The sequence below is a fragment of the Streptomyces sp. genome (assembly GCF_031181555.1).
Taxonomy (GTDB): domain Bacteria; phylum Actinomycetota; class Actinomycetes; order Streptomycetales; family Streptomycetaceae; genus Streptomyces; species Streptomyces fimbriatus.
Genome location: NZ_JAPSKQ010000098.1, coordinates 1 through 24982, shown reverse-complemented (window position 1 = coordinate 24982; position 24982 = coordinate 1). Strand labels below are relative to the sequence as shown.

The window sequence follows — 24982 nt, the reverse complement described above, 5'->3', positions numbered from 1 at the left end:
GCGAGGGGGAGTCCGCCCGTGAGGACGGCGGCGCGGACGGGGACGCCGGCGCGGGCAGGACCGACGCCTTCGCCCCGGCCGGGGAAGCCGCCCCCGACGGGGCCGCCCGCCAGGAGGTGAGGGCCCGGGGATAGCGTTTCGCCGACAGCAGTGAGCGCGGGGAAGGGACCGGCCATGCGGGCGGTGGTGTTCGAGCGGTACGGGGAACCGGCCGGGGTACGGGAGGTCGCGGACCCGGAAGCCGCGGAGCACGGAGTCGTGGTCCGCGTGGAGGCCACCGGCCTGTGCCGCAGCGACTGGCACGGCTGGCAGGGCCACGACCCGGACATCACGCTGCCGCACGTCCCCGGCCACGAACTCGCCGGGGTCGTCGAGGCGGTCGGCGCGCGGGTCGCCCGGTGGCGCCCCGGTGACCGGGTCACCGTCCCGTTCGTCTGCGCCTGCGGAAGCTGCCCGGCCTGCGCGGCCGGCGACCAGCAGGTGTGCGAGCGGCAGACCCAGCCCGGCTTCACCCACTGGGGCTCCTTCGCCCAGTACGTGGCGCTGGACCACGCCGACGTGAACCTGGTCGCCGTCCCGGACGACCTGTCCTTCGCGACGGCCGCCTCCCTCGGCTGCCGCTTCGCCACCGCCTACCGCGCGGTCGTGCGGCAGGGCCGGGTGGCGGCGGGGGAGTGGGTCGCCGTGCACGGCTGCGGCGGGGTGGGCCTGTCCGCGGTGATGATCGCGGCGGCGTCCGGCGCGCGGGTCGTCGCGGTGGACGTGTCCCCGCAGGCGCTCGACCTGGCACGGAAGTCCGGCGCGGCGGCATGTGTGGACGCGACGGCGGAGAAGGACACGGCGGCGGCGGTCCGCGACCTCACCGGCGGCGGCGCCCACCTCTCCCTGGACGCCCTCGGCTCACCCGCCACCTGCGCCGCCTCCGTGAACGGCCTGCGCCGCCGGGGCCGCCACGTCCAGGTCGGACTGCTGCCCTCACCCACGGGCACCACCCCGGTCCCGATGGCCCGTGCCATCGCCCTGGAACTCGAACTCCTCGGCAGCCACGGCATGGCCGCGCACACCTACCCGCCGATGCTGGAGCTGGTCCGCGCGGGCACGGTCCGCCCCGACCTCCTGGTGACGCGGACCATCGGCCTGGACGAGGCTCCGTCGGCCCTGGCGGCCCTGGGCACGGCCCCGGGCGCGGGCGTGACGGTCATCGAGCCGTGGCGCTGAGGGCGGCCCACTCCCGGTCGAGGACCGCCATGATCACCTCATCGACCCACTCCCCGCCCCGGAACGCGACCTCCCGCCGGACGCCCTCGACCACGAAGCCGACCTTCTCGTACACGTGCAGGGCGCGCGGGTTGTTCCCGTAGGCCTCCAGCTGGATGCGGCGCAGCCCGAGGCGCTCGAAGCCGTGGCCGACGATGAGCCGCGTGGCCTCGGTGCCCAGCCCCCGGCCGCGGCCGCGCGGCCCGATGAGGGTGCGGAAGGTGCAGCTGCGCGCGTCCGGATCCCACTCGTACAGGACGACCTCGCCGACGAGGTCCCCGGTGGCGCGGTCGGTGACGGCGAGGTCGAGCCGGTCGGGCTGCGCGGACCGGGAGCCGTACCAGGAACGCAGCGTCCGCGGGGTGAGTTCGGTGGACGGTTCGAAGGTGAAGCGGACGACCTCCGGGTCCCGGACGATCTCCCACATCGTGTCGGCGTCGGCCTCCGTGAAGGGACGCAGCACGGTCCGGTCCCCGGTGAGGACGGGTTTGTCGGTGAAGCCCATGGCCGCACTGTGCCCCACCCGGGCGGTGGGGCACAGCTGTTTTTCCAGGGGGTCCGGGGGTCAGCCGCCCCCGCGGCCCCGGTTGCCCGGCCGGGAGGCCACCCAGGCCCGGACCGTGTCCGCGTACCAGTAGGGCTTGCCGCCCTCGACATGGTCCGGCGGGGGCAGCAGGCCGTGCTTGCGGTAGGAGCGGACGGTGTCCGGCTGCACCTTGATGTGCGCCGCGATGTCTTTGTAGGACCACAGTCGTCGGTCGGTCATGGGTTGCACCTCCCCGCGCGCACCGCGGCGGCGGCCGGGGGTGGCCGTCAGGGGGAGCCGGGTGCCGCGCTGGCGATCACAAGCGTCGTGTCCGGTCAACGACGCCGGACGGGAGCGGGGCGGGGGTGTGCGCGGGTGTGACGGAAGGTCCGCTCACCCGTGACGGACGTGACACGACCGTGGTGTTCGTGACACCGGCGGTACAAAGGCGTGTGCCGGCCGCGCGGCGAGGGCGCGCCGCCCCGCCTCATGCCACGGCGGACGCGCCGGACTCCCGTACCAGTTCTCCCAGTTCACGCGCCGACTCGGGGGCCAGCCGGTAGATGCCGTGGACGCTCACCGCGCTGCGCAGTTCGCCGTCCACCACGTGCTTGATCTGCCGCTCGCCCCGTCGCGACCGGTAGGTGAGCCGGGCCAGCAGACCGGGCGGCACGGGGCGGTCGAAGGTGAGCGGCGTGCCGGGCGGCCCGACGACGACCTCGGAGACGCAGCCGGACTTCAGCGGCTTCCAGTGGATGAGCCGGAGGTAGTCCTCCATGGCCAGTTCCTCGCCCACGGTGTCGTAGTCCAGCACGCGCCCCACTTCCATGGCCCCGAGCACCCACAACCGTTTGCGGAAGACCCGCACCGGATGGATCACGTCACCGGGGCGCACTCCGGCGCGTATGAAGCTCGGCAGCGACTGGTGCGGCCCGCCGAACAGCACGGTCAGGCGCTCGCCCGCGTAGCCCTCGCGGGAGAGGGCCTTGCACAGGTCGTTGGTCCACAGGGCGGTGTAGGAGTTCGGCATGGCACCGCACGCTAGCCGCGGGCACTGACACCGGACCTTCCGGGACGAACCGCCCGGATCCGTCCCGGGGTCGGAGCGACACCGCCACGATCTGGTCCGTATGTCCGGACAAAACATTGACAGGTTCCGTGCTCGGGGCTAGAACCGGGGAGAGCCGCACGGTCCGTACGGAGGAACACGGTCCGTACGGAGGAAGAAGGAGAGCGTGTCGGCTCCCGGGCGGGAAGTGGGTGTGCGCGTGGTCATCGATGCTTGGTGCGGACCCCGGGACGCCCGGGCCCAGATCGCCTCCGGCGCGGGAGGCCGCTTTGCTTTGGCAGGAGCGAAGTGCGAGCGACGACTCCCCGCCCGCTACGGCCCCGCGCCGGAGGTCCACGACGACGGTGACCGCCGGGGCGCGGACCGGCGGTCCCGCGCCCGCCCCGCTCCCGCATGTGTCTACGCGGAGACCGAAACGGCCGACACTGTGTCGGGCGCGCCCGAAGACCGGACCTGGTGGGATGGACCCGTGACCGTGACCGCGGCCGGGACCACGGCGCGGCCGTCCGCGGTCACGGCACAGGAACGGCACATGAGCTGTACGAACGGCACGTCCCCACCCGTCGCCGCCATCTTCAGAAGGAGCTCTCGGTCATGACGAAGATCGTCAACCACTGGATCGGCGGCAAGACCGCCGAAGGCGCCTCGGGTACCTACGGTCCGGTGACGAACCCGGCGACCGGCGAGGTCACCACGAAGGTCGCGTTCGCCTCCGTCGAGGAGGTGGACGCCGCGGTCGCCGCCGCCAAGGAGGCGTACCTGAGCTGGGGCCAGTCCTCCCTGGCCACCCGCACCTCGATCCTCTTCAGGTTCCGCGCGCTGCTCGACGCGCACCGCGACGAGATCGCCGAGCTGATCACCGCCGAGCACGGCAAGGTGCACTCCGACGCCCTCGGCGAGGTGGCGCGCGGCCTGGAGATCGTCGACCTGGCCTGCGGCATCAGCGTCCAGCTGAAGGGCGAGCTGTCCACGCAGGTCGCCAGCCGTGTGGACGTGTCCTCCATCCGGCAGCCGCTCGGCGTGGTCGCGGGCATCACCCCGTTCAACTTCCCGGCCATGGTGCCGATGTGGATGTTCCCCCTCGCCATCGCCTGCGGCAACACGTTCGTGCTGAAGCCGAGCGAGAAGGACCCGTCGGCCTCGGTCCGCCTCGCCGAGCTGCTGGCCGAGGCCGGGCTGCCCGACGGCGTGTTCAACGTCGTGCACGGCGACAAGGTGGCCGTCGACCGACTGCTCGCCCACCCCGACGTCAAGGCCGTCTCCTTCGTCGGCTCCACCCCGATCGCCCGCTACATCCACACCACCGCCTCGGCCAACGGCAAGCGCGTCCAGGCCCTCGGCGGCGCCAAGAACCACATGCTCGTCCTGCCCGACGCCGACCTCGACGCGGCGGCCGACGCGGCCGTCTCGGCGGCCTACGGCTCGGCCGGCGAGCGCTGCATGGCGATCTCCGCGGTCGTCGCCGTCGGCGCGATCGGCGACGAGCTGGTGGAGAAGATCCGCGAGCGCGCCGAGAAGATCAAGATCGGCCCCGGGAACGACCCGGCGTCCGAGATGGGCCCGCTGATCACCAAGGCGCACCGCGACAAGGTCGCCTCGTACGTGGAGAACGCGGCGAGCGAGGGCGCCGAGGTGGTCCTGGACGGCACCGGCTACACCGTCGAGGGCCACGAGGACGGCCACTGGATCGGCATCTCCCTGCTCGACAAGGTGCCGACGGACGCCAGGGCCTACCAGGACGAGATCTTCGGCCCGGTGCTGTGCGTGCTGCGCACCGAGACGTACGAGGAGGCCCTGGACCTCATCAACTCCTCGCCGTTCGGCAACGGCACCGCGATCTTCACCCGGGACGGCGGTGCGGCCCGCCGCTTCCAGCTGGAGGTCGAGGCCGGCATGGTCGGCGTGAACGTCCCGATCCCGGTCCCCGTGGGCTACCACTCCTTCGGCGGCTGGAAGGACTCCCTCTTCGGCGACCACCACATCTACGGCAACGACGGCACGCACTTCTACACCCGCGGCAAGGTCGTCACCACCCGCTGGCCCGACCCGGCCGACGCCCCGGCCGGCGTCGACCTGGGCTTCCCGCGCAACCACTGACCGTCACCGAACACCCTCAGAGGCCGTCCGTTATGCGGACGGCCTCATTTTTTTGCGAGCTCCCCCTGCGGTTACCGCAGGAAGGCAAAGCCGCTTCCTCAGCGTCCTGTTGTGTCCGGATGGTCATCAACAAGGCGTTCGAGCAACGGATTCCGTAGGTGAAGAGCCATTGACGTCACGGTTTCCGTCGGATTCCATTCTGCGCAGCCGGGAGCGGACACACGACGTACGACCTGATCCGCCGGAGGCGATAGCGCTCCCGGCCGTCACCTCTTGTCGCACGAGTCGATCGGAACCGCCGCATGACCGACACGCTCCGCCCCGCCGAGACCGCCGTCCCCCCGGCGGCCCCGGACAACCCCCGAAAGCTCAAGCGCTCCATCGGGGTCGTCGGCGGCACACTGCTGACCCTCTCGTGCGTGACACCGGCCTCGACGCTGTTCGTGGTCGTCCCCGACCTGTTCGGCTCCCTGGGCACCGCCACCGCCCTCACCATCGCCGTCGGCTCGCTGCTCTGCGTCGCCGTGGCGTTCTGCTACTCGGAACTGGGCACCCTCGTCCCCAGCGCGGGCGGCGAGTACGCGATGGTCTCCACGCTCGCCGGACGGCTGGCGGGCTGGCTGGTCTTCGTGCTGTCCCTGCTGGTGGTGATGATCGTGCCGCCGGTGATCGCGATGGGCACGGCCGACTACCTCGCCCCCATCGCCCACCTCGACCCGTCCTGGACCGGCGCCGCCGTCATGCTGCTCGCCACCCTCGCCGGCCTGCTCGACCTGCGCGCCAACGCCTGGATCACCGGCGTCTTCCTGGTCCTGGAGGTCATCGCGGCGGCCGTGGTGGCGGTGCTGGGCTTCGCCCACGGCGAGCGCGGCCTGTCCAGCCTCGCCTCGATGGAGGTGGCCGGCGCCGACGGCCGCCCGGACGCCGTGACCGCCCTGCTGGTCGTCTCCGGTCTCGCCATCGCCCTGTTCATCACCCAGGGCTTCTCCACGGCCGTCTACCTCTCCGAGGAACTGGAGAACCCGCGCCGCAACGTGGCCCGCACGGTGCTGGCCACCCTCGGCATCTCCACCGTGATCATCCTGGTCCCGGTCGTCGCCATCACCCTGGGCGCCTCCGACCTCGCCGAACTGACCGGCGGCGACATCTCCGCCATGGTCACCGCCTGGTCCAACTCCGCCGTCGGCACCTTCGTCAGCCTCTGCGTGGCCCTGGCGATCGTCAACGCCGGCATCGTCATGGTCATCCAGAACTCGCGCGTCCTGTTCGCCTCCGCCCGGGACAAGGCCTGGCCCGGGCCGGTGAACGCCGTCTTCTCCCGGCTCGGCCGCTTCGGCTCCCCCTGGGTCGCCACCCTCGCGGTCGGTGTCCCCGGCGCGGTCCTGTGCTTCGTGAACCTGGACACCCTGTACGGGGTCACGGGCGTCTCCGTCACCGGCATGTACCTGCTCGTCGCCGTCGCCGCCCTGCTCTCCCGCCGCGGAGCCCACCGCCACGTCCGCGCCTGGCGCATGCCGCTGTGGCCCGCCGTACCGGCCCTCCTGATCGTGGTCCTGGGCTACATCCTGACCCAGCAGGAGCCGGGCCACCTCCTGTGGACCGGCGGCATCACGGCGGCCGCCACCCTCTACTGGGTCCTCTACCTCCGCCCCCGCGCCACCACCCGCTGGCTGGTGACCCTGCCGGAGGACGCGCGGTCGTAGCCGGCGCCGTACCACGGACGCGGTACGCGGCAGCGGCTCCGTACGCCCGTGGGAGGTGGCGAGGTTCGGTCTGCGGTCGGCAACTCGCCGACAGGTTCACCCCGTACCGTTGACGCATGGATCTTCGACTGCCCGGATCGCGGTGGCTGCGGTCGCGGCGGCCGCGACGGACCCTGGCCGCCGCGGCCGCCGTCGTCGTGCTCGCCGGTGCCGGTACCTGGACCGCCGTCGCCTCGGACGACGCGCCCGCGGTCCGCCGCGCCGACCGGGTCATGGCCGTGGGCGACGGGGTGCGCATCGACACCTCGTACTTCACCGCCGGCCCGGGCGGCCGCCGCCCCGCCGTCCTGCTCGGGCACGGCTTCGGCGGCAGCAAGGACGACGTGCGGCAGCAGGCCGAGGACCTCGCGCGCGACGGGTACGCCGTGCTCACCTGGTCCGCGCGCGGCTTCGGCGGGTCCACCGGGAAGATCGGGCTGAACGACCCGGAGGGCGAGGTCGCCGACGTCTCCCGGCTCATCGACTGGCTGGCGGACCGGCCCGAGGTCGAGCTCGACCGGGCCGGCGATCCGCGCGTCGGCATGGCCGGTGCCTCCTACGGCGGCGCCATCGCCCTGCTCACGGCCGGGCACGACGACCGCGTCGACGCCATCGCCCCGGCGATCACCTACTTCGACCTCGCCGACGCCCTGTTCCCGAACGGCGTCTTCAAGAAGCTGTGGGCCGGCATCTTCGTCAACTCCGGCGGCGGCTGCGAGCGGTTCGAGCCCGCGCTGTGCCGGATGTACGAGCGGGTCGCCGAGTCCGGCACCCCGGACGCGCAGGCCCGCGCACTGCTTCAGGCGCGCTCGCCGTCCGCCGTCGCCGACCGCATCGACGTGCCCACCCTCCTCGTGCAGGGCCAGTCCGACTCCCTCTTCCCGCTCGGCCAGGCCGACGCGGCCGCGCAGGCGATCCGTGCCAACGGAGCACCCGTCGGCGTCGACTGGATCGCGGGCGGGCACGACGGCGGCGACCCGGAGACGAGCCGCGTGCAGCAGCGCGTGCGCACCTGGTTCGACCGGTACCTGAAGGACGACAAGGGCGCCGACACCGGCCCCGCCTTCCGCGTCACCCGCACCGGAGGCGTCGACTCCACCGACGGCGAGGCCCTGCTGCGCGGCGCGAGCGCGGACAGCTACCCGGGCCTGGGGAGCGGCGGCAGGTCCTTCCCCCTCACCGGACGCGAGCAGCGCTTCGCCAACCCGGCCGGCGCCAATCCGCCCGCCGTCTCCGCGCTCCCCGGCCTCGGCGGCTCCGGCGGCCTGGCCCGGCTGTCCTCCCTCGGCCTCGGGGTGTCCCTCGACTTCCCCGGCCAGTACGCCCGCTTCGAGTCCGCCCCGGTCGGCCGCGACCTGCGGATCACCGGATCGCCGAAGGTCACCGTCCGCGTGACGTCGACGAGCGAGGACGCCGTGCTGTTCGGCAAGGTGTACGACGTCGGCCCGGACGGCAGGCAGCAGGTACTGCCCTCCCAGCTCGTCGCCCCGGTCCGCGTCGAGGACGCCGGGTCCGGCAAGGACGTGACGCTCGCCCTCCCGGCCGTCGACCACGAGGTGCGAAAGGGCCACCGCCTGCGTCTCGTCCTCGCCTCCACCGACCTCGGCTACGCCTCCCCGGCCGCCCCGGCGACGTACACCGTCTCCCTGAGGAGCGACCTCACGGTGCCCACCGCGCCCGGTGTGACCACCGCGGCGGCCCCGCTGCCCGCGTGGGTGTGGTGGCTGCCGGTCGCCGGAGCCGTGACCGCCCTCGCCCTGGTCCTCACCGGCCGCCGCCGTACGGCGGCCGCGGCTCCCGACCCCGCACTCGCCGACGTACCGCTCCAGATCACCGGTCTGAGCAAGCGCTATGCCCGCTCCGCCGACCGGTACGCCGTGCAGGACCTGTCCTTCCGCGTCGAGAAGGGTCAGGTCCTCGGCCTCCTCGGCCCGAACGGCGCGGGCAAGACCACCACCCTGCGCATGCTGATGGGTCTGATCAAGCCGGACGGCGGCGAGATCCGCGTCTTCGGCCACGCCATCCGCCCCGGCGCTCCCGTGCTGTCCCGGGTCGGCGCCTTCGTCGAGGGCGCGGGCTTCCTGCCGCACCTGTCCGGCCGGGAGAACCTGGAACTGTACTGGCGCGCCACCGGCCGCCCGCCCGAGGACGCCCACCTGGACGAGGCCCTCCGGATCGCCGGCCTCGGCGACGCCCTCGCCCGCGCGGTGCGCACCTACTCCCAGGGCATGCGCCAGCGCCTCGCCCTCGCCCAGGCCATGCTCGGCCTGCCGGACCTGCTCATCCTCGACGAGCCGACCAACGGGCTCGACCCGCCCCAGATCCGCGAGATGCGCGAGGTGATGATCCGGTACGCCGCCGCCGGGCGCACGGTGATCGTCTCCAGCCACCTGCTGGCGGAGGTGGAGCAGTCCTGCACCCACCTCGTGGTCATGGACCGCGGCCGGCTCGTCCAGGCCGGCCCGGTCCACGAGATCGTCGGCTCCGGCGACACCCTGCTCGTCGGCACCGTCGCCCCCGTGGACGAGCCGCTCGCCGAGAAGGTCGCGGCACTGCCCGGCGTCGCCTCCGCCGTCCGCACCGACGAGGGGCTGCTGGTCCGGCTGGACGCCGGCGGCACCGCCCCGCGCCTGGTCGCGGAGCTGGTCCGGCTGGAGGTGCCGGTGGCGTCGGTGGGCCCGCACCGCCGCCTCGAAGACGCCTTCCTCACCCTGATCGGAGGTTCCGCATGAGCACGCTCACCGAGCGGAACGAGCCCGCCGAGCCGGCCGGTGCGAGCGGGCCGGCCGAACCGGCCGCGCCCGTCGAGGCCGCCGCCGGCTACCGCGCGGGCCGCACGCTGCCCCTGCGCGTGGAGCTGGTCCGGCAGCTCAAGCGCCGCCGCACCTTCGTCATGGGCGCGATCCTGGCCGTCCTGCCCTTCGTGCTGGTGGTCGCCTTCGCGATCGGCGGTGAGCCGGACGGCCCCGACGACCGGGTGACCCTGATGGACACGGCCACCGCGTCCGGCGCCAACTTCGCCGCCGTGAACCTGTTCGTCTCGGCGGGCTTCCTGCTGGTCATCCCGGTCGCCCTGTTCTGCGGGGACACGGTCGCCTCGGAGGCCGGCTGGTCCTCCCTGCGCTACCTGCTCGCCGCGCCCGTGCCCCGCGTGCGGCTGCTGTGGTCCAAGCTGATCGTCGGACTGGGGCTGAGCCTCGCCGCGATGGTGCTGCTGCCGCTGGTGGCGCTCGCCGTCGGCACGGTGGCCTACGGCTGGGGCCCGCTGCAGATCCCCACCGGCGGCGCGCTCGACCCCGGCACCGCGGCCCAGCGGCTCGTGGTGGTCGTGGCGTACCTCTTCGTGTCGCAGCTGGTCACCGCCGGGCTCGCGTTCTGGCTGTCCACCCGGACCGACGCCCCGCTGGGCGCGGTCGGCGGCGCCGTCGGCCTGACCATCGTCGGCAACGTCCTGGACGCCGTGACCGCCCTCGGCGACTGGCGCCACTTCCTGCCCGCGCACTGGCAGTTCGCCTGGGCGGACGCCGTCCAGCCGACCCCTCAGTGGTCCGGCATGATCCAGGGCGCCGCTGTCTCCGTCACGTACGCCCTCGTGCTGTTCGCGCTGGCCTTCCGCGGGTTCGCCCGCAAGGACGTGGTCTCCTGACGCCGGACCGCGCGCGGGCGGTGGGGCCAACCGGGTGAACCTGCGCAACCGATTCCCGTGAGTCGGGTTGATGAAGAAGTAGGCCATGCGGCAGCCGAGGGTCAGAACGCGTGGCCTCGGTTGCCGATCTCCATGCCGGGGCCGGCCACTCCCAACTTCTTCAAGCAGGAAGACAACCACATTGCGACAGACCCTGAGCAGGGGAGTGTTCGCGGCGGCCGCCGCCACGGGCATTCTGTCCCTGTACGGAACCCCCGCCTTCGCCGACTCGTACGCGGTGGGCGGTGCCGAGGATTCTCCCGGTGTGCTGTCCGGGAACAACGTCCAGGCGCCGGTGCACGTGCCGGTGAACGTGTGCGGCAACGACGTCACCGTGGTCGGGGCGTTCAACGGCGCGGCCGACAACACCTGCGTCAACGGCTCGCACGCGCACAGGTCCGGGGACCAATCGTCGGACTCCTCGCACCGTGCCCCTTCCCCCAGTGCCTCCTCCCACGGCGACTCCGCGTACGGCGACTCCTCGTACGGCGGTGCGCACGCGGTGGGCGGCGCCAAGGGCTCCCCCGGTGTGCTGTCCGGGAACAACGTCCAGGCGCCGGTGCACGTGCCGGTGAACGTGTGCGGCAACGACGTCACCGTGGTCGGGGCGTTCAACGGCGCGGCCGACAACACCTGCGTCAACGGCTCGCACACGGACACCTCCGAGAAGCGGTCCCCGGACTCTTCCCACGGTGACTCTTCCTACGGTGCCTCTTCCTACGGCGACTCCGCGTACGGCGACTCCTCGTACGGCGGTGCGCACGCGGAGGGCGGCACCAAGGGCTCCCCCGGTGTGCTGTCCGGGAACAACGTCCAGGTGCCCCTCCACGTGCCGGTGAACGTGTGCGGCAACGCCGTCGACCTGGTCGGGCTGTTCAACTCCGTGTACGGCAACGCCTGCGCCAACACCACGGACCGGTCGCCCGGGCCCGGCTACGGCTCCGAGGACGACACGCCTCCGCCCGCCGTCACCCCCGCCCCGGCCCCGACGCCCGAGCCCGGCGGGAAGACGCCGCCCGCGCCTCCGGCCGCCGGTGAGGAGCAGCCCGGCACCGGGCCCCAGCTGGCCGAGACCGGCGGCGAGGGCCTGATCGCCGCCTCGGCCGCCAGTGCCGCGCTGATCGCGGGCGGGGCGATGCTGTACCGCCGCCGCGCCGGCGTCCGCCGCTAACCGCCCCCGGGTGCCGGTGCCGGGTCCACCCCGCCCGGCGCCGGCACCCACCGGAGCACGACATGTCCCCCGGACCGACCCGGACCACCCCGCGAGGTGGCCGAACCGGTCCGGGGGACGAACTGTGTGCGCGGGTCGGGCGGTGGGCGCCGTACGCCGTCACCGCCCGACCCTCGAGGCCCGGCGTCAGCGGCCCACCGGCGACGGCGACGCGCTCCGGCTGCCACCGCCCGGAACGGGAACCGTCCCGCGCGGCGGAGTCGCCCTGAGCCGGCGGCGCACCCCCTGCACGAGCGTCACCGCCGTGAACGTCGCACCGTGGACGAAGCGCATGGCCGGGCCGAAGCCGGACGCGGTCACCAGGCCCGCGAGGAACAGCCCGGGGTGGGAGGACTCGAAGGTGCGCCCCAGCGCCGGGGAACCGTCGGGCAGCGTCGCCAGCGTGCCGCGCAGCTCCGCGGAGAGCAGCCCCAGCCGGTCGCAGCGCACCCGGAACCCGGTGGCGGCGATGACGTGTTCGGTCTCCAGGCTGCGCCGGACGCCCTGGAGGCTGACCGTCTCCAGCAGCACCCCGCCCGGCACCGCGCTCGCCTTGGTGACCTCGTGGCCCGGCAGCAGGTCCACCGCCCGCTCCACCCGGTCCCGCACCCACCAGGCACCCGCGGGACCCAGCGCCGTGGCCGCGATGCGCGACCGGGTCGCCTCCGGCAGCCGCCGGAAGAGACCGGGGCGCTCGGAGTAGAACCAGTTCCGCCAGCCGGGTCCCAGGCCGCTGTGCGGGGAGCGGACCGACTGCCACCAGGGACGCTCCCAGGGCGGTGGCACGTCGTTCCACCGCAGCCGCTCCGCCCGCGCCAGCACCCGTACCCGCGTGCCCTGTTCGGCGAGCAGCGCCGCGGTCTCCAGCGCCGCCTGACCGCCGCCGATCACCGTGACGTCCTTGCCCTGGAAGCGGCCGAGGTCGTTGTGGTGGCTGCTGTGCGTGACCAGTGCGGGGTGCAGCCCGCGCAGGGTCTGCGGCACCTCGATGAACGGCATCACGCCGACCGCCAGCACCACGGTCCGCGCGTGCAGCGCCTCCCCGTCCTCGGTGACCACCGTGAAGCCGTCGGGGCCGGGCGTCACCCGGGTCACCGTGCGCTCGTCCACCGCCGGCACGGCGTGCCGGGCGAACCACAGGCCGTACGCGGCGAACGCCTCCACCGGGATCGGCTCGGCGTGGCGTGCCGCCAGGCCCTGCTCGGCGCAGTAGGCGTCCAGCCGCCAGCGCCCGGCCGGGTCGGAGAGGTTGGACGCCCACGGCTCGGACTTCAGGAACATGCCGCCGGGCATGTGGTCCCGCCAGGACGCCATGGGCCGGCCGAACACGCGCAGGTTCAGCCCGGCGGCCGCGGCGTGGGACGCGATCGACAGTCCGTACGGACCCGCGCCCACCACCAGAAGGTCGTACATCATCAGCTGCTCGCTTTCTCGTTGTCGGTCAGGGAGGGCGAGACCGCCCGGGGGACCGCGCGCGGTGCCGGCACCGGGGCCGTCGCGGTCAGCCGCTCGCGCAGCCGGCCGGACACATGACGGCACCACAGGGCCCACATCGCCCATCCGGGGCCGCGGTCGTCCCGGGCGTACCAGGCCAGTTCGCGGCCGCCCGGCGCCGTGCGCAGCGCGGCGAACGGCGCGTAGTTCTCCACCACGAACGCCCGCCCGGCCACCGGGTCCCCGTCCGGCAGCGGACGGCCGGTCAGGTCCAGGTGCAGGGCGCGTACGACGTCCAGTCCCGCGCTGTCCGAGAAGAGCCGGAACTGGGCGCCGGGGCGCGGGTTGAAGTCGAGCAGGTGGTAGCGGCCCGTCGTGCCGCAGCGGCGGAAGTCGAGGTCGAAGACGCCGCGGTAGCCGAGTGCGCCGACGAGCCGCTCGGCCAGGGCCCGCACCTCGGGGTTGGGTGTCCAGCGGCCCACGGCGGTCAGGCCCGCCCCGCGCGGCCAGGACAGCTGCTTGCGGCCCGGGCCGCCCGCGCGGACGGTGCCCGAGCGGTCGGCGTAGCCGTGGAAGAACCAGTCCCGGTCCGGCCCCGGCGGCAGGTACGCCTGCAGCAGCAGCCGGCTGCCGGCCTCCTCGGTGCGCAGGTACAGCTCCCGGGCCTGCTGCGCGGAGTGCACCAGCCGGGTGCTGCGCAGCCCGCTGCCGGCCGGCAGCAGCCAGGGCCGGCTCCATTTCGCCACCAGCGGCAGCCCGAGCCGCCGCGCGTCGTCGGCGGCCCGCGCCGGGCCGTCCGGGACCAGCGTCACCGGGTGCGGAACGTCCGCGGACGCGCACACGGCGGCCAGTTCCGCCTTGTCGGCGACGCGTTCGGGCAGCGCGCCCGGCATCTCGGGCAGCAGGTAGGAGGGGGTGAGGTCGTCCCGTGCGCGGCCGACGGCGATGGCGCTCGCGTCGTCCAGCGGGACCAGCACGGCGGGACGCGCGACCCGGTCGGCCACGCGGCGCAGCGCGTCGAGGATCTCCCGCGCCGGCGCTCCCGGGGAGGGCGGGGGGTGCATCCGGTGCACATAACGCGACCGGTGGACGGGACTTCCCGCCGCGTCGGCGACGACGTGCACCTCCACGCCCGCCCTGCCGAGCGACCGCACCGCCCCCAGCGTTCCGTGATGAAAGGGATTCCGGTCGATCCGCAGCAGTACGGCGGGGACACGGGTGTCGAGCAGCGACACGCGTTCTCACTTTCTCTTGGATTTCTTTCGGTTCGGCTCATTCGCGCGGATCACTCACATGGGCGAGCCCGGCACTCGAAAGCCGCATGGCGCTGGCCCCGTCGATTTTCCTGTGCCTTTACTTCACATGACTGTTCGTCAACAACGAGGACGGCGTCAGAAGGCGGACGAGAGCGAGAAAAGGAGCAGCCATGGCCCCACAGCACAAGCGGATCCGGGTCCGCGGGCTGGCCGTGGGCGCGGCGGCGGTCGCCGTGTCGGCCGCCCTGGCGGCCGGTCCCACGGCGGGGCCGGGGACGGCGCGAACCGACGACTCCCGCCCTCCGGCGCCGGCCCCGACGATGCCCGGGGCCACGCCCCCCGCCCCCGCGGCACCGGCCGTTCCCCTGCCGCCGGCCACCGCCTGGGACGTCCGGGTGCCCCGTCCCGAGGTCCCGGCCTTCGGCGCCTTCCTCGCCTCGGACGCCCGCGGCGTGGCGCGCATGGAACAGCTGAGCCGCTGGCTGGGCGGCGCCGAACTGCGCGTCGGGCACACCTACCTGCCCGGCAACCACTGGAGCGACATCGAGGGCGACATCGGTTTCCTCGAGGACTGGGCGCACTGGCGCACCGCGGAGGACGACCGGATGCTCGTCCTCAACGTCCCCATGCAGGAGCGCAACGAGGAGGGCGTCCCCGACGACGAGGTGCGGCGGCTGCTGCGGCGGGGCGCCGCCGGGGAGTTCGACCACCACTTCCGCGCGCTCGCCGAGCGGCTGGTCGAGCTGAAGGTGCCGGACGCGATCCTCGTGCTCGGCTGGGAGATGAACGGCACCACCTACACCCACCGGTGCGGACCCGACCCGGAGTCCTGGAAGAAGTACTGGAACAGGATCGTCACCACGATGCGTGCGGTGCCGGGCCAGAAATTCCGGTTCGATTTCACGCCGAGCCGCGGCCGGGACGCCATTCCCTGGACCCAGTGCTACCCGGGGGACGACACGGTCGACGTCATCGGCATGGATTCCTACGACCAGCCGGCCGGGATGTCGTTCGACGAACAGGTGCGGGAACCCTACGGGCTCCAGGCGCACGTGGATTTCGCGAAGGCCCACGGCAAACCCCTCTCCTATCCCGAATGGGGGCTCTTCCGCAACGGCGACAATCCCGAGTACATGCGGCGCATGCTCGCGTGGATGGACGAGCACCGGCCGCTGTACAACACGGTGACCGACTACTGCCCGCACGGCGTGTGGCAGTGCGGCGAGAACCCCGAGTCGTCCCGCGTCTACCGGTCCGTCCTCTCCGGCCGCTCGCACGACTCGGACGAGACGGCTCCGGCGCCCATCCCCACTCCCACCCCGCCCGTGCCCAGCACCCCGCTGCCCCCGGAGAACTGCTCGCCGCTGGACCTGGGCAGCTGGGTGGAGTACTGGCTCGGCGGGAAGCTCTGCCTCCGCTTCGACTGGTGGTCGCGCAGCACGCCCTGACACCGGCCCGGCCGGGCCCACCGCCGTCACCGCTGCCCGTGCGCGTCGGCGGCGGCGGCCGGGCCCGGCACCGAGGCGGCGGGCGCGGGGCCCTCGTCCCGGCCGGGCCGCCTCGGCCGGGCCAGCAGGGCCAGCCCGCCCAGCAGCCCGCCGGCGCTCGCGCCGACCAGGGCGGTCACCGCCGACGACGCGGACGCCGGCTCGGTCGGCTTCACCGCGCGCGAGAACCGCACCATCCGGACCTGGGTGCTGTCCCGGGTGTCCTCCGCGTGCCGGGTCAGCGCGCGGGAGACCGCGTCGGCCATGTCGACGGCGAGTTCGGGCCGCGAGGAGGTCGCCGTGACGGCGACCATCGGCGCGTCCGGCGAGGTCGCCGCGCGGACGCTGTCCCGCAGGGTCCGCACCGGCACGCCGGCCCACACCTGCGCGTCGCCGAGCACCGCGAGCTGCGTGGCCACCCGGCCGTACGCCTGCGCGAAACCGCGGGCGGCCTCCGGGGGCGCCTTGTCCGTCGGCACGGCGACGACGTAACTGGTGGCGGTGTACGCCGGGGGCGTGAGCAGCCCGTACGCGCCGCCGCACAGACCGCCGACGAGGGTGCCCGCCGCGAGCGCGGACCAGGCCGGCAGCCTCCTGACGCGGGCCAGGGAAGAAGCCAGGGACGGGCGGCGCCGGCGGTTCGGGGTGTCGGTCATGACGGGCTTGCTCCCAGAGGTGCGAGGGACGGCGACGAGCCGGCCAGGGCTGCCGCGTACACGTCCATGAGGCGGGCTGTGCTGCGGGTGATGCTGTAGTGGTGCGCGGCCGGGGGCGCCGTGCGCGGCCCGGGGCCCGCCGCGCGGACCTCGGCGATCGCGCGGGCGTACGCCTCGGAGCCGCCGCGCACCCGCCGGGCGTCGGTGGCGGCCGCCGCGGGCAGGTCCTCGATCGCCGGGCAGGAGGTGTAGAGCACGGGCAGGCCCGACGCCAGTGCCTCCACGGCCGCCAGGCCGAAGGCCTCCTCCGCGGACGGGGAGGCGAGCAGATCCATCGCCGAGGTGAGCGAGGGCAGGTCGGGGCCCGGGGAGCCGTCGGGGGCGCAGGGGCGTTCGCCGGTGAACAGGACCCGGCCGGCCACACCGGCCTCGTGGGCCGTGCGGCGCAGGACGTGCTCCTCGGGGCCGCCGCCCACCAGCAGCAGCCAGTGGTCCTCCGGGAGCCGGGCCAGCGCGTGGACGAGGACGTCGAACCGCTTGCCCCGGGCGAGCCGGCCGACGCCGCCGACGACGAACGCCCCCTCGGGCAGGCCGAGGCGCCGCCGGGTGCGCGTCCGCCGTTCCCGGTCGAAGCGGAAGCGGTCCAGCTCGATGCCGTTGGGGACGACCTCGATGCGGGGCGCGGGCACGCCCCAGCGCTTCAGGCGTTCGGCCACCGCTTCGGAGACGGCGACCGTCGCCGAGCCGAGCCGTTCGCTGGCGAGGTACAGCGCGCGCACCCCCGCCGTCAGCCTGCGGCCCTCCATCTGCGAGTCGCCCAGGGAGTGCTCGGTGGCGACGACCGCGCGCACCCCGGCGACGCGCGCGGCGAGCCGGCCGTAGACGCAGGCCCGGTACAGGTGCGTGTGCACCAGGTCGTAGCCGCCGGCGCGGATCACCCGGACCAGGCGCGGGAGCGCGGCCAGGTCGCGGTTGCCGCCCATGCCGAGGTGCACGACGCGGACGCCGTCGGCGGCGAGGCCGTCGGCGACCGCGCCGGGGTTGGTGAGCGTCACCACGTCGCAGTCGGCGGGCAGGTGACGCAGCAGCAGCCGCAGCTGCTGCTCGGCCCCGCCGACGCCGAGGCCGGTGATGATGTGCAGGGCCCGCATCTCACACCCCCTCCACCGGGCGGCGGCGCAGCCGGTGCAGCCGGTACTTCAGGTGCAGGCGCCACGCCGTGTCGTCCTGGCCGACGTGCACCCGGGGCAGGGCGTGCGGGCCGGTCAGCGGGCCGGGGTCGATGGCGCAGGCGTAGGCGTAACCCGCCTCCCGCACGGCCTCGACGGCGCGGGCGTCGACCGTGCCGTACGGGTAGCAGAAGCCGTCGACCCGGGTGCCGGTCAACTCCGCGAGCCGCGCGCGGCTTTCGGCGACCTCGGTCTTCAGGGCGACGTCGTCCGCCTTGGTGAGATCGACGTGCGTCAGCCCGTGCGAGCCGATCTCCACGCCCTCGGCGGCCGCGTGCCGGATGCCGTCGGCGGTCAGCAGCGGCTTGCGCGGGCCGAGCGGGTCCCAGGCGTTGTCGCCGCCGAGCCGCCCGGGCAGCACGAAGAGGGTGGCGCCGCAGTCCCAGCGGCGCAGCAGCGGCAGGGCGTCGGTGACGAAGTCGGCGTACCCGTCGTCGAAGGTGAGGCCGACCAGGTCCCGCGCCCCGCCCCGGGCGCGGGCGGCGAGCAGCTCGGCCACGGACACGCCCCGCAGCCCGCGCCGGCGCAGCCAGGCCAGCTGCCCCGCGAGCCGCTCGGGGGTGACGGTGATGCGGTACGGATCGTCCGAGCAGTCGCCCACCGAGTGGTACATCGCCACCCACGGGACGGGACCCGGACGACGCGGGGCGGGGAGGGCGCCGGTGCCGGCGGGGTCAACGGAACCAACGGAAGCAGCCATGTGCGAGCCTTCGTGTGACGGTGCGTACGGAGCGCAGTGCGGTTGCGGAGCCCTGGACCCCCAGGACCAGGGAGAGTGCGGCGAAGACGACGGTCACGGTCAGGCAGCCCGCCGCGAGGCCCGCCGCCGGCGACTGCGGCCGGCCCGCGGCGAACGCCCCGGCGGCGGTGGCGGCGGCCGCGGCGAGCACCGGCCCGCCGAGTCCGGCCAGGACCCGCCGGACACGGACCGAGACCCCCGGGGAGCCGGCGCGCCGGGCGGTGCGCAGCCCGGCCAGCAGCAGGGCGGCGGTGACGGTGATGCCGAAGGCGTTGGCGGCGGCGATCCCCGCCACCCCCCAGTGCCCCACGGTCGCGGCGCCGATCAGGGAGGTCGCGACGATGCCCGCGGCCATCACGCTGACGGGATACCAGCTCGGCCGGCCCGTCGAGAAGTACGAACGGATCAGGGCGCCCACCAGGGTCTGGCCCAGCAGACCGAGGGCGTACACGCGCATGACGTCCGCCGTCGCGGCGGTGTCGTCCGCGGTGAACGCGCCCCGCTGGAAGAGCAGCCCGATCATCTGCGGGGCGCAGGCGATCACCGCGCACATGCCCAGCAGCACCACGCAGGAGGCCAGCACCAGATCCCGCTCCACGCGGGTGCGGGCCCGTTCGGTGTCGCCGTCCGCGAGCGCCCGCGCCACCACCGGGAAGGTGACGGTGCACAGCATCAGCGACAGCGTCATCGGGATCTGCGCGACCTTCTGCGCGTAGTTGAGGTGCGAGATGGCCCCGGCGGGCAGCGAGGAGGCCAGGAAGCGTTCGACGAGGACCTGCGACTGGCGGCACAGCGCGAACAGGAGCACGGTGGCGATCAGGGCGAGGCGCACCGGCCGTTCCCCGGCCTCGGTCCCCGTGTCGGCCCCGGCCCCGCCGGGCGCCGGCGTGCGCGACGCCAACTGCCGCAGCAGCGAAGGAAGCTGAACCACCACCATCAGGCAGCCGCCCACCGCGACCCCGACCGCCGCGGAGCGTACGCCCCACGCGTCGCCGAGCAGGAACATCGCGGCGACGATGCCGGTGTTGTAGGCGATGTAGATCGCCGCGGGCGCGAAGAAGCGGCGGTGGGCCCGCAGGGCGGCGCTGCAGTACCCGGCGAGCCCGAAGGCCAGCACGCTGATCGCCGTGAGCCGGGTGCAGTCGACGGCCAGGTCCGGGTCGGGCAGGCCCGGCGCGAGGGCCCGGACCAGGTGGGGGGCCGCGGCGGCGACCAGCGCGGCCACCGCGGCGAAGGCCAGGCACAGCCGGGGCAGGGTGGCCGCGACCAGGGCACGGACCGGGTCGCCCGCGGCGCCCCGGGCACGGCGGGCCAGCGCCACGCTGAACGCCGGGATCAGCGCGATCGCCAGTCCGTCCTCGATCAGCAGCGTCGCGGCGATCTCCGGCACGGTCCACGCGACCAGGAAGGCGTCCGTGTCGCTCCCGGCACCGAACAGCCGGGCCAGCGACTGGTCGCGCACCAGGCCCAGCAGGGAGCCGGCGACGGACAGCGACGCCGTGACGAGCGCGGCCCGGGCGAGGAACCTCCGGGACGACGAGGCGTGGTCGGCACCGTCCCCGGCCGGGCCGGCGGTGCGCGCCCCGGGGACGGTCGCCGCCTCGTCGGCCGTGGACCCGGGGGACCGGGAGGGCACCACCGTCATCGTGCCACCGCCTCCTCGACGCGCCCGGGCGCTCCACCGCGGCGCGCGGCCCGGGCCCACCCGCCGTCGGACAGTGCCCACCACGCCGCGAGGCCCAGGCCCACGGCGGTCAGCACGGTCGAGGGGCCGCCGATGTCGCCGTACACGAAGTCGGTCAGCGACCAGATCAGCAGCCCGCAGGCGACGAGCCCGCAGTCGAGCCCCCGTCCGTGACGGCGTGCCCGCAGCAGCCGCCGCAGCCCGCACACCAGCAGCGCCAGCCAGCTCCCGGCGAGCCCGAGCAGCCCGATCAGGCCCTGCTCGCTCAGCACCAGCAGGTACATGCTGTGCGGGGACAGCAGCGCCTGCCGGCGGAACGTCTCTCCCGCGCCCTCGATGTCGCTGCCCGACGACAGCGCGAGGGTGGCGTGCTCGTCGCGGTGCTCGGGAAAGCCCTTCAGGCCCACGCCGGTCAGCGGGTGCTCGCGCCACATGCCGGTGGCGGACGCCCACAGGGCGTACCGGTCCACGACGGACTGGTCGGGGGCGTCGGTGACCTGCGTGATGCTGTCGAGCCGCTCCTGCAGCTGTGCCGTGCCGACGCCGAACCCGCCCACCAGGACCACGCCCGCGGCGACCACGGCCGCGGCCGTCCACAGCGCCCGCCGCAGCCCGGCCAGCGCCAGCTGCACGGCGCACGTCAGGGCGGTGGCGATCCAGGCGCCCCGGCTGAAGGAGAGCGCGAGCGGCAGCAGCAGCGCCAGGGCGCATCCGGCGGCGGCCGCCCGCTGCCGTACCGGAGCCCGGCCCAGCGCGATCCCGACCGCGCACACCAGGCCCAGCGAGACCGTCGTCGCCATGCCCATCACGTCCTCGGCCCCGAAGGTGCCGACCGCGCGGATGGTCTCCCCCTGGTAGGAGGCGCCGGTCCGGGTGACGTACTGGTGCACGCCGACCGCCCCCTGCCACAGGGCGAGCCCCACGCACGACCAGGCCAGCACGCGGAAGTCGGCCCGGTGGCGCAGCAGCACCAGCACGGTCGCCGGGACCAGCACGAAGACCTGCAGGTAGCGGCCCAGACCGGTGAGCCCCGCCGCCGACGAGGACGCACCCATCGCGGCCACCGCGAGCCCCACGACCGGCAGGCCCAGCACCACCGCCGCGGCCGGTGACAGCGGGCGCCGCCGTTCCCGCAGCAGGCGGATCGCGCAGTACACGACCACCAGGGCGGAGACCGCGTCGGCGGGTCCCGCGCCGTCCCCCGTCGGCGGCAGGGCCAGCAGGGCGACCACCGCCACCAGCGGCAGGACCGGCACCAGTGCGGCGGCCCGGCGCGGGAGCGGTGGGAGGGCGTGACTCACGGGCCGTCAGCTCCCCGTCGGACGGACCAGCGTGGCCGCGGTGCGCAGCAGGATGCAGATGTCCTGCCACAGCGACCAGTCGTCGATGTAGGCGTTGTCGAACCGGCAGCGGTCCTCGATCGAGGTGTCGCCGCGCAGCCCGTGGACCTGGGCGAGTCCGGTGATGCCGGTGCGCATCCGGTGGCGGGCCGCGTAACCGGGATAGGTCTGGCTGAACTGCGCGACGAAGTAAGGGCGTTCGGGCCGCGGTCCGACCAGGCTCATGTCACCGCGGAGCACGTTCCACAGCTGGAGCAGCTCGTCGAGGGAGGTGCGCCGCAGCATGCGGCAGAACCAGCGCATCTCGTGCTCGTTGGCCACGCTCCACCGGGTCGCCGACTCGTGCTCGTCGACCGGGCGGTGGGTGCGGAACTTCAGCAGCGTGAACGGCTTCCCGTTCCTGCCGATGCGCTCCTGCCGGAACACCACGCCCGGACCGTCGAGGATCCGCAGCGTCACCGCACACCCCAGCAGCAGCGGACTGACCAGCAGCAACAGCGTGCCCGACACCAGGATGTCGAGGATCCGCTTGCCGGCGCCGCCGCCGCGCGCGGGGGAGAGGTCCAGCCGCCGGCAGGAGAACCCGGCGAGCCGTTCCCCCGGCCCGTACGACGGGGAGTCGGCGTCGACCTCCCAGACCGCGCAGCCCGACGCGGCCAGCGCCCGCAGCAGCGGCCCCTGTTCGGCGCGCACCGAGGGGTGCACGGCGAGCACCGCCCGCACCCCGTTCTGGATGACCGCCCGCTTGACCTCCTCGTCCGTGCGCAGCACCGGAACGCCCTCGCTGCCGTCCGGCGGCGCGTCGGCGACGATCCCCACCGGCCGTACCCCGCACCGCGGATGGCGCAGCACGGCGGCGGCCACGCGCTGCGCGGTCGCCACCGGTCCGACGACGAGCGCGGCGTGCGGGTGGCGCAGCAGCGCGGCGCGCCGCCGCCCGTGCACGGCCGCGCGCAGCGCACAGCCCGCCGCCGCCTGCAGGGCGAGGCCCGCCAGCACGGCCTGGGCGGACAGCGCGTGCTCCGGCCGGTACGCCGCCCAGAGCGCCGGGACCGCCAGCCAGACCACCGCGACGCGGCCGCACACGGCGGGCAGTTCCTCCAGCAGTCCCGGGACCGGCGGGCCGCCGGCGCGCGGGCGCGACAGCAGCGACGCGCCGATCAGCAGGGCGATGAGCAGGGGGTGGCGCTGGGTACCGGTGAGCACCAGTGCGCCCAGCAGGGCGGCGGCACCGTCCGCGACGCGCAGCGGGACCGGTGAGGCCGGCCGCGCGGGGGGCCGCGGGGCCGGCGACCGGAAGCCGGTGCCGGTTCCGGCGGCGCCGGCGTCGGTGCCGCGCGGCGGCATGACGGACACGGGTGAGGATCCGTGGTGCTCCCGCGGCGTTGCGCCGGGGGAGGGCACGGTACGTTCGGCGGTCACGAGTGGATGGACTCCCTGTGCTCGGATGGCTCGACGCGCTGTGTCGTCCGGTGGGTCCCGGCGCGCCCGGCCGCTCGGGTCGGGTGGGCCCGCGAGGGGGCGGGCCGGGCGCCGAGCAGGTCGCGGTAGACGTCCGCGACCGCCCTGGCGGTGTGCCGTACGTCGTGGAGGGACAGCACGTGCCGGCGGCCCCGGTCGCCGAGCGACGCGCGCAGCGGCGGATCGAGCAGCAGCGCGCCGACGGCACCGGCCAGTGCCCCGGGGTTCTCCGTCGGGACCAGGCAGCGGGCGGTGAAGGAGGGCGGCAGGCTCTCGCGGGCCCCGTCGACGTCCGTGACGACCACGGGCCGCCCGCAGGCCATCGCCTCCAGCGGGGCCAGCGCCATGCCCTCCCAGCGGGACGGCAGGACGACGAGGTCGGCGGCCTGGTACCAGGGGGCGGTGTCGTGGACGGCTCCCGCGAACAGCACGGACGCGGGGGCGTGCGCGCGCAGCCGGTCCCGGTCCGGTCCGTCGCCGACCAGGACGAGGCGGGCGTCGGGCACCTGGCGCACGACGGCGTGCCAGGCGCGCAGCAGGACGTCCTGCCCCTTCTGCCGGCACAACCGCCCCACGCACACGGCGAGCGGCGCCTGCGGCGGGAGGCCGGCGAGCGGCGCGAGCCCGGCCCGTACGGCGTCGGCGGGGGCCGGACGGAAGCGTTCGGGATCGATGCCGTTGGGGATGACGGCCCACCGGCCGCTGATCCCGGCGTGCACGCCCGTCGCGCGCTCCGCCTCGCTCACGCACACCACCCGCCCGGCCCACCGGGCACCCCACCGCTCCCACCGCAGTGCCAGGGCCGCGGTGCCCCCGTCCACCGCCTCGAACGACCAGGCGTGCGGCTGGAAGACGGTCGGGATCCGCCCGCGCACCGCGAGCCGTCCGGCGAGCCCGGCCTTCGCGCTGTGCGCGTGCACCAGATCGGGACGCACCTCGTCGATCAGCCGGGCGAGGTGCCGTACCTCCCGTACGAGCGACGCACCCGGCGACCGCGTCGCCCGCCAGTGCCGTACGTGCGCGCCGAGCGCCCGCAGCCGGTCGCCGAGCGGGCTGTCGGGGCAGGCCGCGGTGACGTCCAGGCCGTCCGCCAGCTGGGCCCGGACCAGGTCCGTCACGACCCGCGCGACCCCGCCGTCCACCGGCTGGGTGAGGTGCAGGATCCGCGGCCGGCGGCCGGCCGGTGACAGCTCCGTGGGCGCGGTCCCGCCGCTCACGGGGCTCGCGGAGGCGCTCGGGGCGGGCTGCGGCGCGTTCACCGCCGGGCGTCGACGGCGGCGAAGAGCACGCCGGCCCAGGCCGTGTCCCGCTGGGACGTCAGCCGGAGGGCCGCCGTGTCGCCGGAGTGCGGCAGAGCGCCCGCGAGGTCGAACACGTCGGAGTCGTAGCCGAGGGTGTTGGCGTACGCCGGCACCCGCGCCGGGGGAGCCGTCCCGGGGTCGCCGATGGTGGAGTTCAGGACGTCGTCGCCGGGGTTGGCGCGGTCGGCGAGCGCGGTGGACACGGGCACGGGCCCGCCGGTGGTCAGGACGAGCGAGTCGCCGCCGGTGTCGCGGTCGCCGTTGTACGCCACCAGGCCCGCCCGGCCCCCCGCCCCCGCGGGGAAGGGCACGTCGCGCAGGGACATCTGTGCCGCCCCGCCGGACCTCAGCGGGGTGAAGCCGTCCCAGAGCGCGAGGTGCCGCAGCGGTTCCGCCGGGTTCTCGTACGCCACCACCAGCGTCCAGCCGCCCCACGCCCCGGCCGCCGACCGGCCCATGGCCACGTTGACCTGCGCCACCGTGTACAGGCCCGGGCCGCTGTCCCGCACCAGGCCGGTCACGTCCGCCGAGGCCTGGAAGGCGTCCGCGCCGTCCGCGACGCGGTGTCCGACGACCGTGTCCGCGAGGAGCTCCTTGTACTCCCCGCCGGGTTCGGCGATCAGCACCCGCCCGTTGTCCTCCGCCGGCTTCTGTTCGCCCACGCGCAGGTTGCCGCCCCAGTACAGGCGCGCGTACGTCACCCGGGAGCCGGCGGGCAGACGGACCTCCGCCCGGGAGGAGTTGTAGGTGTTCGGGTCGCTGTCGACGTCGACGTAGAACATGTCGAAGTCGCCGTTCACCCCGTGGCC

Annotated in this window: 20 protein-coding genes and 1 pseudogene; 8 read left to right on the top strand and 13 right to left on the bottom strand. The window is 74.8% G+C overall.

The genetic code is table 11. The annotated features are described in order from the left end of the window. The first annotated feature begins 174 nt into the window (after positions 1-174). Positions 175-1218, top strand: coding sequence for a zinc-dependent alcohol dehydrogenase family protein (locus tag RIM90_RS19875; RefSeq protein ID WP_309062078.1), 1044 nt, complete (start codon positions 175-177; stop codon positions 1216-1218). On the opposite strand, the gene RIM90_RS19870 is transcribed toward RIM90_RS19875, so the two are convergent. The 3 genes from RIM90_RS19870 to RIM90_RS19860 all read right to left on the bottom strand — a co-directional run bounded on the left by RIM90_RS19870 (position 1199) and on the right by RIM90_RS19860 (position 2813). Next, a complete protein-coding gene (locus RIM90_RS19870) occupies positions 1199-1762 on the bottom strand; it encodes a GNAT family protein (protein WP_309062075.1) in 564 nt (187 codons plus the stop codon). The two genes, RIM90_RS19875 and RIM90_RS19870, sit on opposite strands and share 20 nt — an antisense overlap. Before the next feature lie 60 nt (positions 1763-1822). Then, on the bottom strand, positions 1823-2023 hold the full coding sequence (locus RIM90_RS19865; RefSeq protein WP_309062074.1) for a MerR family transcriptional regulator: 201 nt from the start codon (positions 2021-2023) through the stop codon (positions 1823-1825). A gap of 247 nt (positions 2024-2270) precedes the next feature. After that, positions 2271-2813: a hypothetical protein gene (locus RIM90_RS19860; RefSeq protein ID WP_309062073.1), complete on the bottom strand. Its 543-nt coding sequence runs from the start codon at positions 2811-2813 to the stop codon at positions 2271-2273. Between the two features lie 256 nt (positions 2814-3069). On the opposite strand from RIM90_RS19860, the pseudogene RIM90_RS19855 reads away from it, so the two are divergent. From RIM90_RS19855 to RIM90_RS19825, 6 genes and pseudogenes are all read left to right on the top strand, one after another. Next, positions 3070-3190, top strand: a pseudogene (locus RIM90_RS19855) (5-deoxy-glucuronate isomerase); the annotation flags it as partial. A 256-nt stretch (positions 3191-3446) separates the two neighbouring features. Then, on the top strand, positions 3447-4949 hold the full coding sequence (gene mmsA, locus RIM90_RS19845) for a CoA-acylating methylmalonate-semialdehyde dehydrogenase (RefSeq protein WP_309062077.1): 1503 nt from the start codon (positions 3447-3449) through the stop codon (positions 4947-4949). A gap of 302 nt (positions 4950-5251) precedes the next feature. After that, on the top strand, positions 5252-6652 hold the full coding sequence (locus tag RIM90_RS19840; RefSeq protein WP_309062072.1) for an APC family permease: 1401 nt from the start codon (positions 5252-5254) through the stop codon (positions 6650-6652). A 116-nt stretch (positions 6653-6768) separates the two neighbouring features. After that, complete coding sequence (locus RIM90_RS19835; RefSeq protein WP_309062071.1) at positions 6769-9423, top strand: alpha/beta fold hydrolase; 2655 nt, start codon at positions 6769-6771, stop codon at positions 9421-9423. Next, the gene (locus tag RIM90_RS19830) at positions 9420-10337 is read left to right on the top strand and encodes an ABC transporter permease (RefSeq protein WP_309062070.1); all 918 of its coding nucleotides are present in this window, start codon (positions 9420-9422) and stop codon (positions 10335-10337) included. Before RIM90_RS19835 ends, RIM90_RS19830 begins: the two co-directional genes overlap by 4 nt. Before the next feature lie 181 nt (positions 10338-10518). After that, on the top strand, positions 10519-11547 hold the full coding sequence (locus RIM90_RS19825; protein ID WP_309062069.1) for a chaplin: 1029 nt from the start codon (positions 10519-10521) through the stop codon (positions 11545-11547). Between the two features lie 186 nt (positions 11548-11733). On the opposite strand, the gene RIM90_RS19820 is transcribed toward RIM90_RS19825, so the two are convergent. Then, the gene (locus tag RIM90_RS19820; protein ID WP_309062076.1) at positions 11734-12999 is read right to left on the bottom strand and encodes an NAD(P)-binding domain-containing protein; all 1266 of its coding nucleotides are present in this window, start codon (positions 12997-12999) and stop codon (positions 11734-11736) included. Positions 13000-13001: 2 nt separating this feature from the next. Further along, positions 13002-14255, bottom strand: a complete 1254-nt coding sequence (locus RIM90_RS19815; protein ID WP_309062068.1) for an ATP-grasp domain-containing protein — start codon at positions 14253-14255, stop codon at positions 13002-13004. A 191-nt stretch (positions 14256-14446) separates the two neighbouring features. On the opposite strand from RIM90_RS19815, the gene RIM90_RS19810 reads away from it, so the two are divergent. Further along, complete coding sequence (locus RIM90_RS19810; protein ID WP_309062067.1) at positions 14447-15724, top strand: glycosyl hydrolase; 1278 nt, start codon at positions 14447-14449, stop codon at positions 15722-15724. A 26-nt stretch (positions 15725-15750) separates the two neighbouring features. Here RIM90_RS19810 and RIM90_RS19805 read toward each other — a convergent pair whose 3' ends face one another. From RIM90_RS19805 to RIM90_RS19770, 8 genes are all read right to left on the bottom strand, one after another. After that, on the bottom strand, positions 15751-16419 hold the full coding sequence (locus tag RIM90_RS19805) for a lipopolysaccharide biosynthesis protein (protein ID WP_309062066.1): 669 nt from the start codon (positions 16417-16419) through the stop codon (positions 15751-15753). Beyond that, on the bottom strand, positions 16416-17570 hold the full coding sequence (locus RIM90_RS19800) for a glycosyltransferase (protein WP_309062065.1): 1155 nt from the start codon (positions 17568-17570) through the stop codon (positions 16416-16418). Before RIM90_RS19800 ends, RIM90_RS19805 begins: the two co-directional genes overlap by 4 nt. Position 17571: 1 nt before the next feature. Beyond that, complete coding sequence (locus RIM90_RS19795) at positions 17572-18348, bottom strand: polysaccharide deacetylase family protein (RefSeq protein ID WP_309062064.1); 777 nt, start codon at positions 18346-18348, stop codon at positions 17572-17574. Then, positions 18323-20032 (bottom strand): lipid II flippase MurJ, encoded by a 1710-nt coding sequence (gene murJ / locus RIM90_RS19790; protein WP_309062063.1) that lies wholly within the window; start codon positions 20030-20032, stop codon positions 18323-18325. Before murJ ends, RIM90_RS19795 begins: the two co-directional genes overlap by 26 nt. Further along, positions 20029-21372 (bottom strand): O-antigen ligase family protein, encoded by a 1344-nt coding sequence (locus tag RIM90_RS19785; RefSeq protein ID WP_309062062.1) that lies wholly within the window; start codon positions 21370-21372, stop codon positions 20029-20031. Before RIM90_RS19785 ends, murJ begins: the two co-directional genes overlap by 4 nt. A 6-nt stretch (positions 21373-21378) precedes the next feature. Next, entirely contained in the window at positions 21379-22833 is a 1455-nt protein-coding gene (locus tag RIM90_RS19780) for an exopolysaccharide biosynthesis polyprenyl glycosylphosphotransferase (protein ID WP_309062061.1), read from the bottom strand. After that, positions 22830-24089 carry a glycosyltransferase family 4 protein gene (locus RIM90_RS19775; protein WP_309062060.1) on the bottom strand — a complete coding sequence of 420 codons (1260 nt, stop codon included), beginning with the start codon at positions 24087-24089 and terminating at the stop codon, positions 22830-22832. Before RIM90_RS19775 ends, RIM90_RS19780 begins: the two co-directional genes overlap by 4 nt. A gap of 38 nt (positions 24090-24127) precedes the next feature. Continuing rightward, positions 24128-24982 (bottom strand): DUF3344 domain-containing protein (locus tag RIM90_RS19770; protein WP_309062059.1); only part of this gene is annotated, 855 nt, incomplete at its 5' end.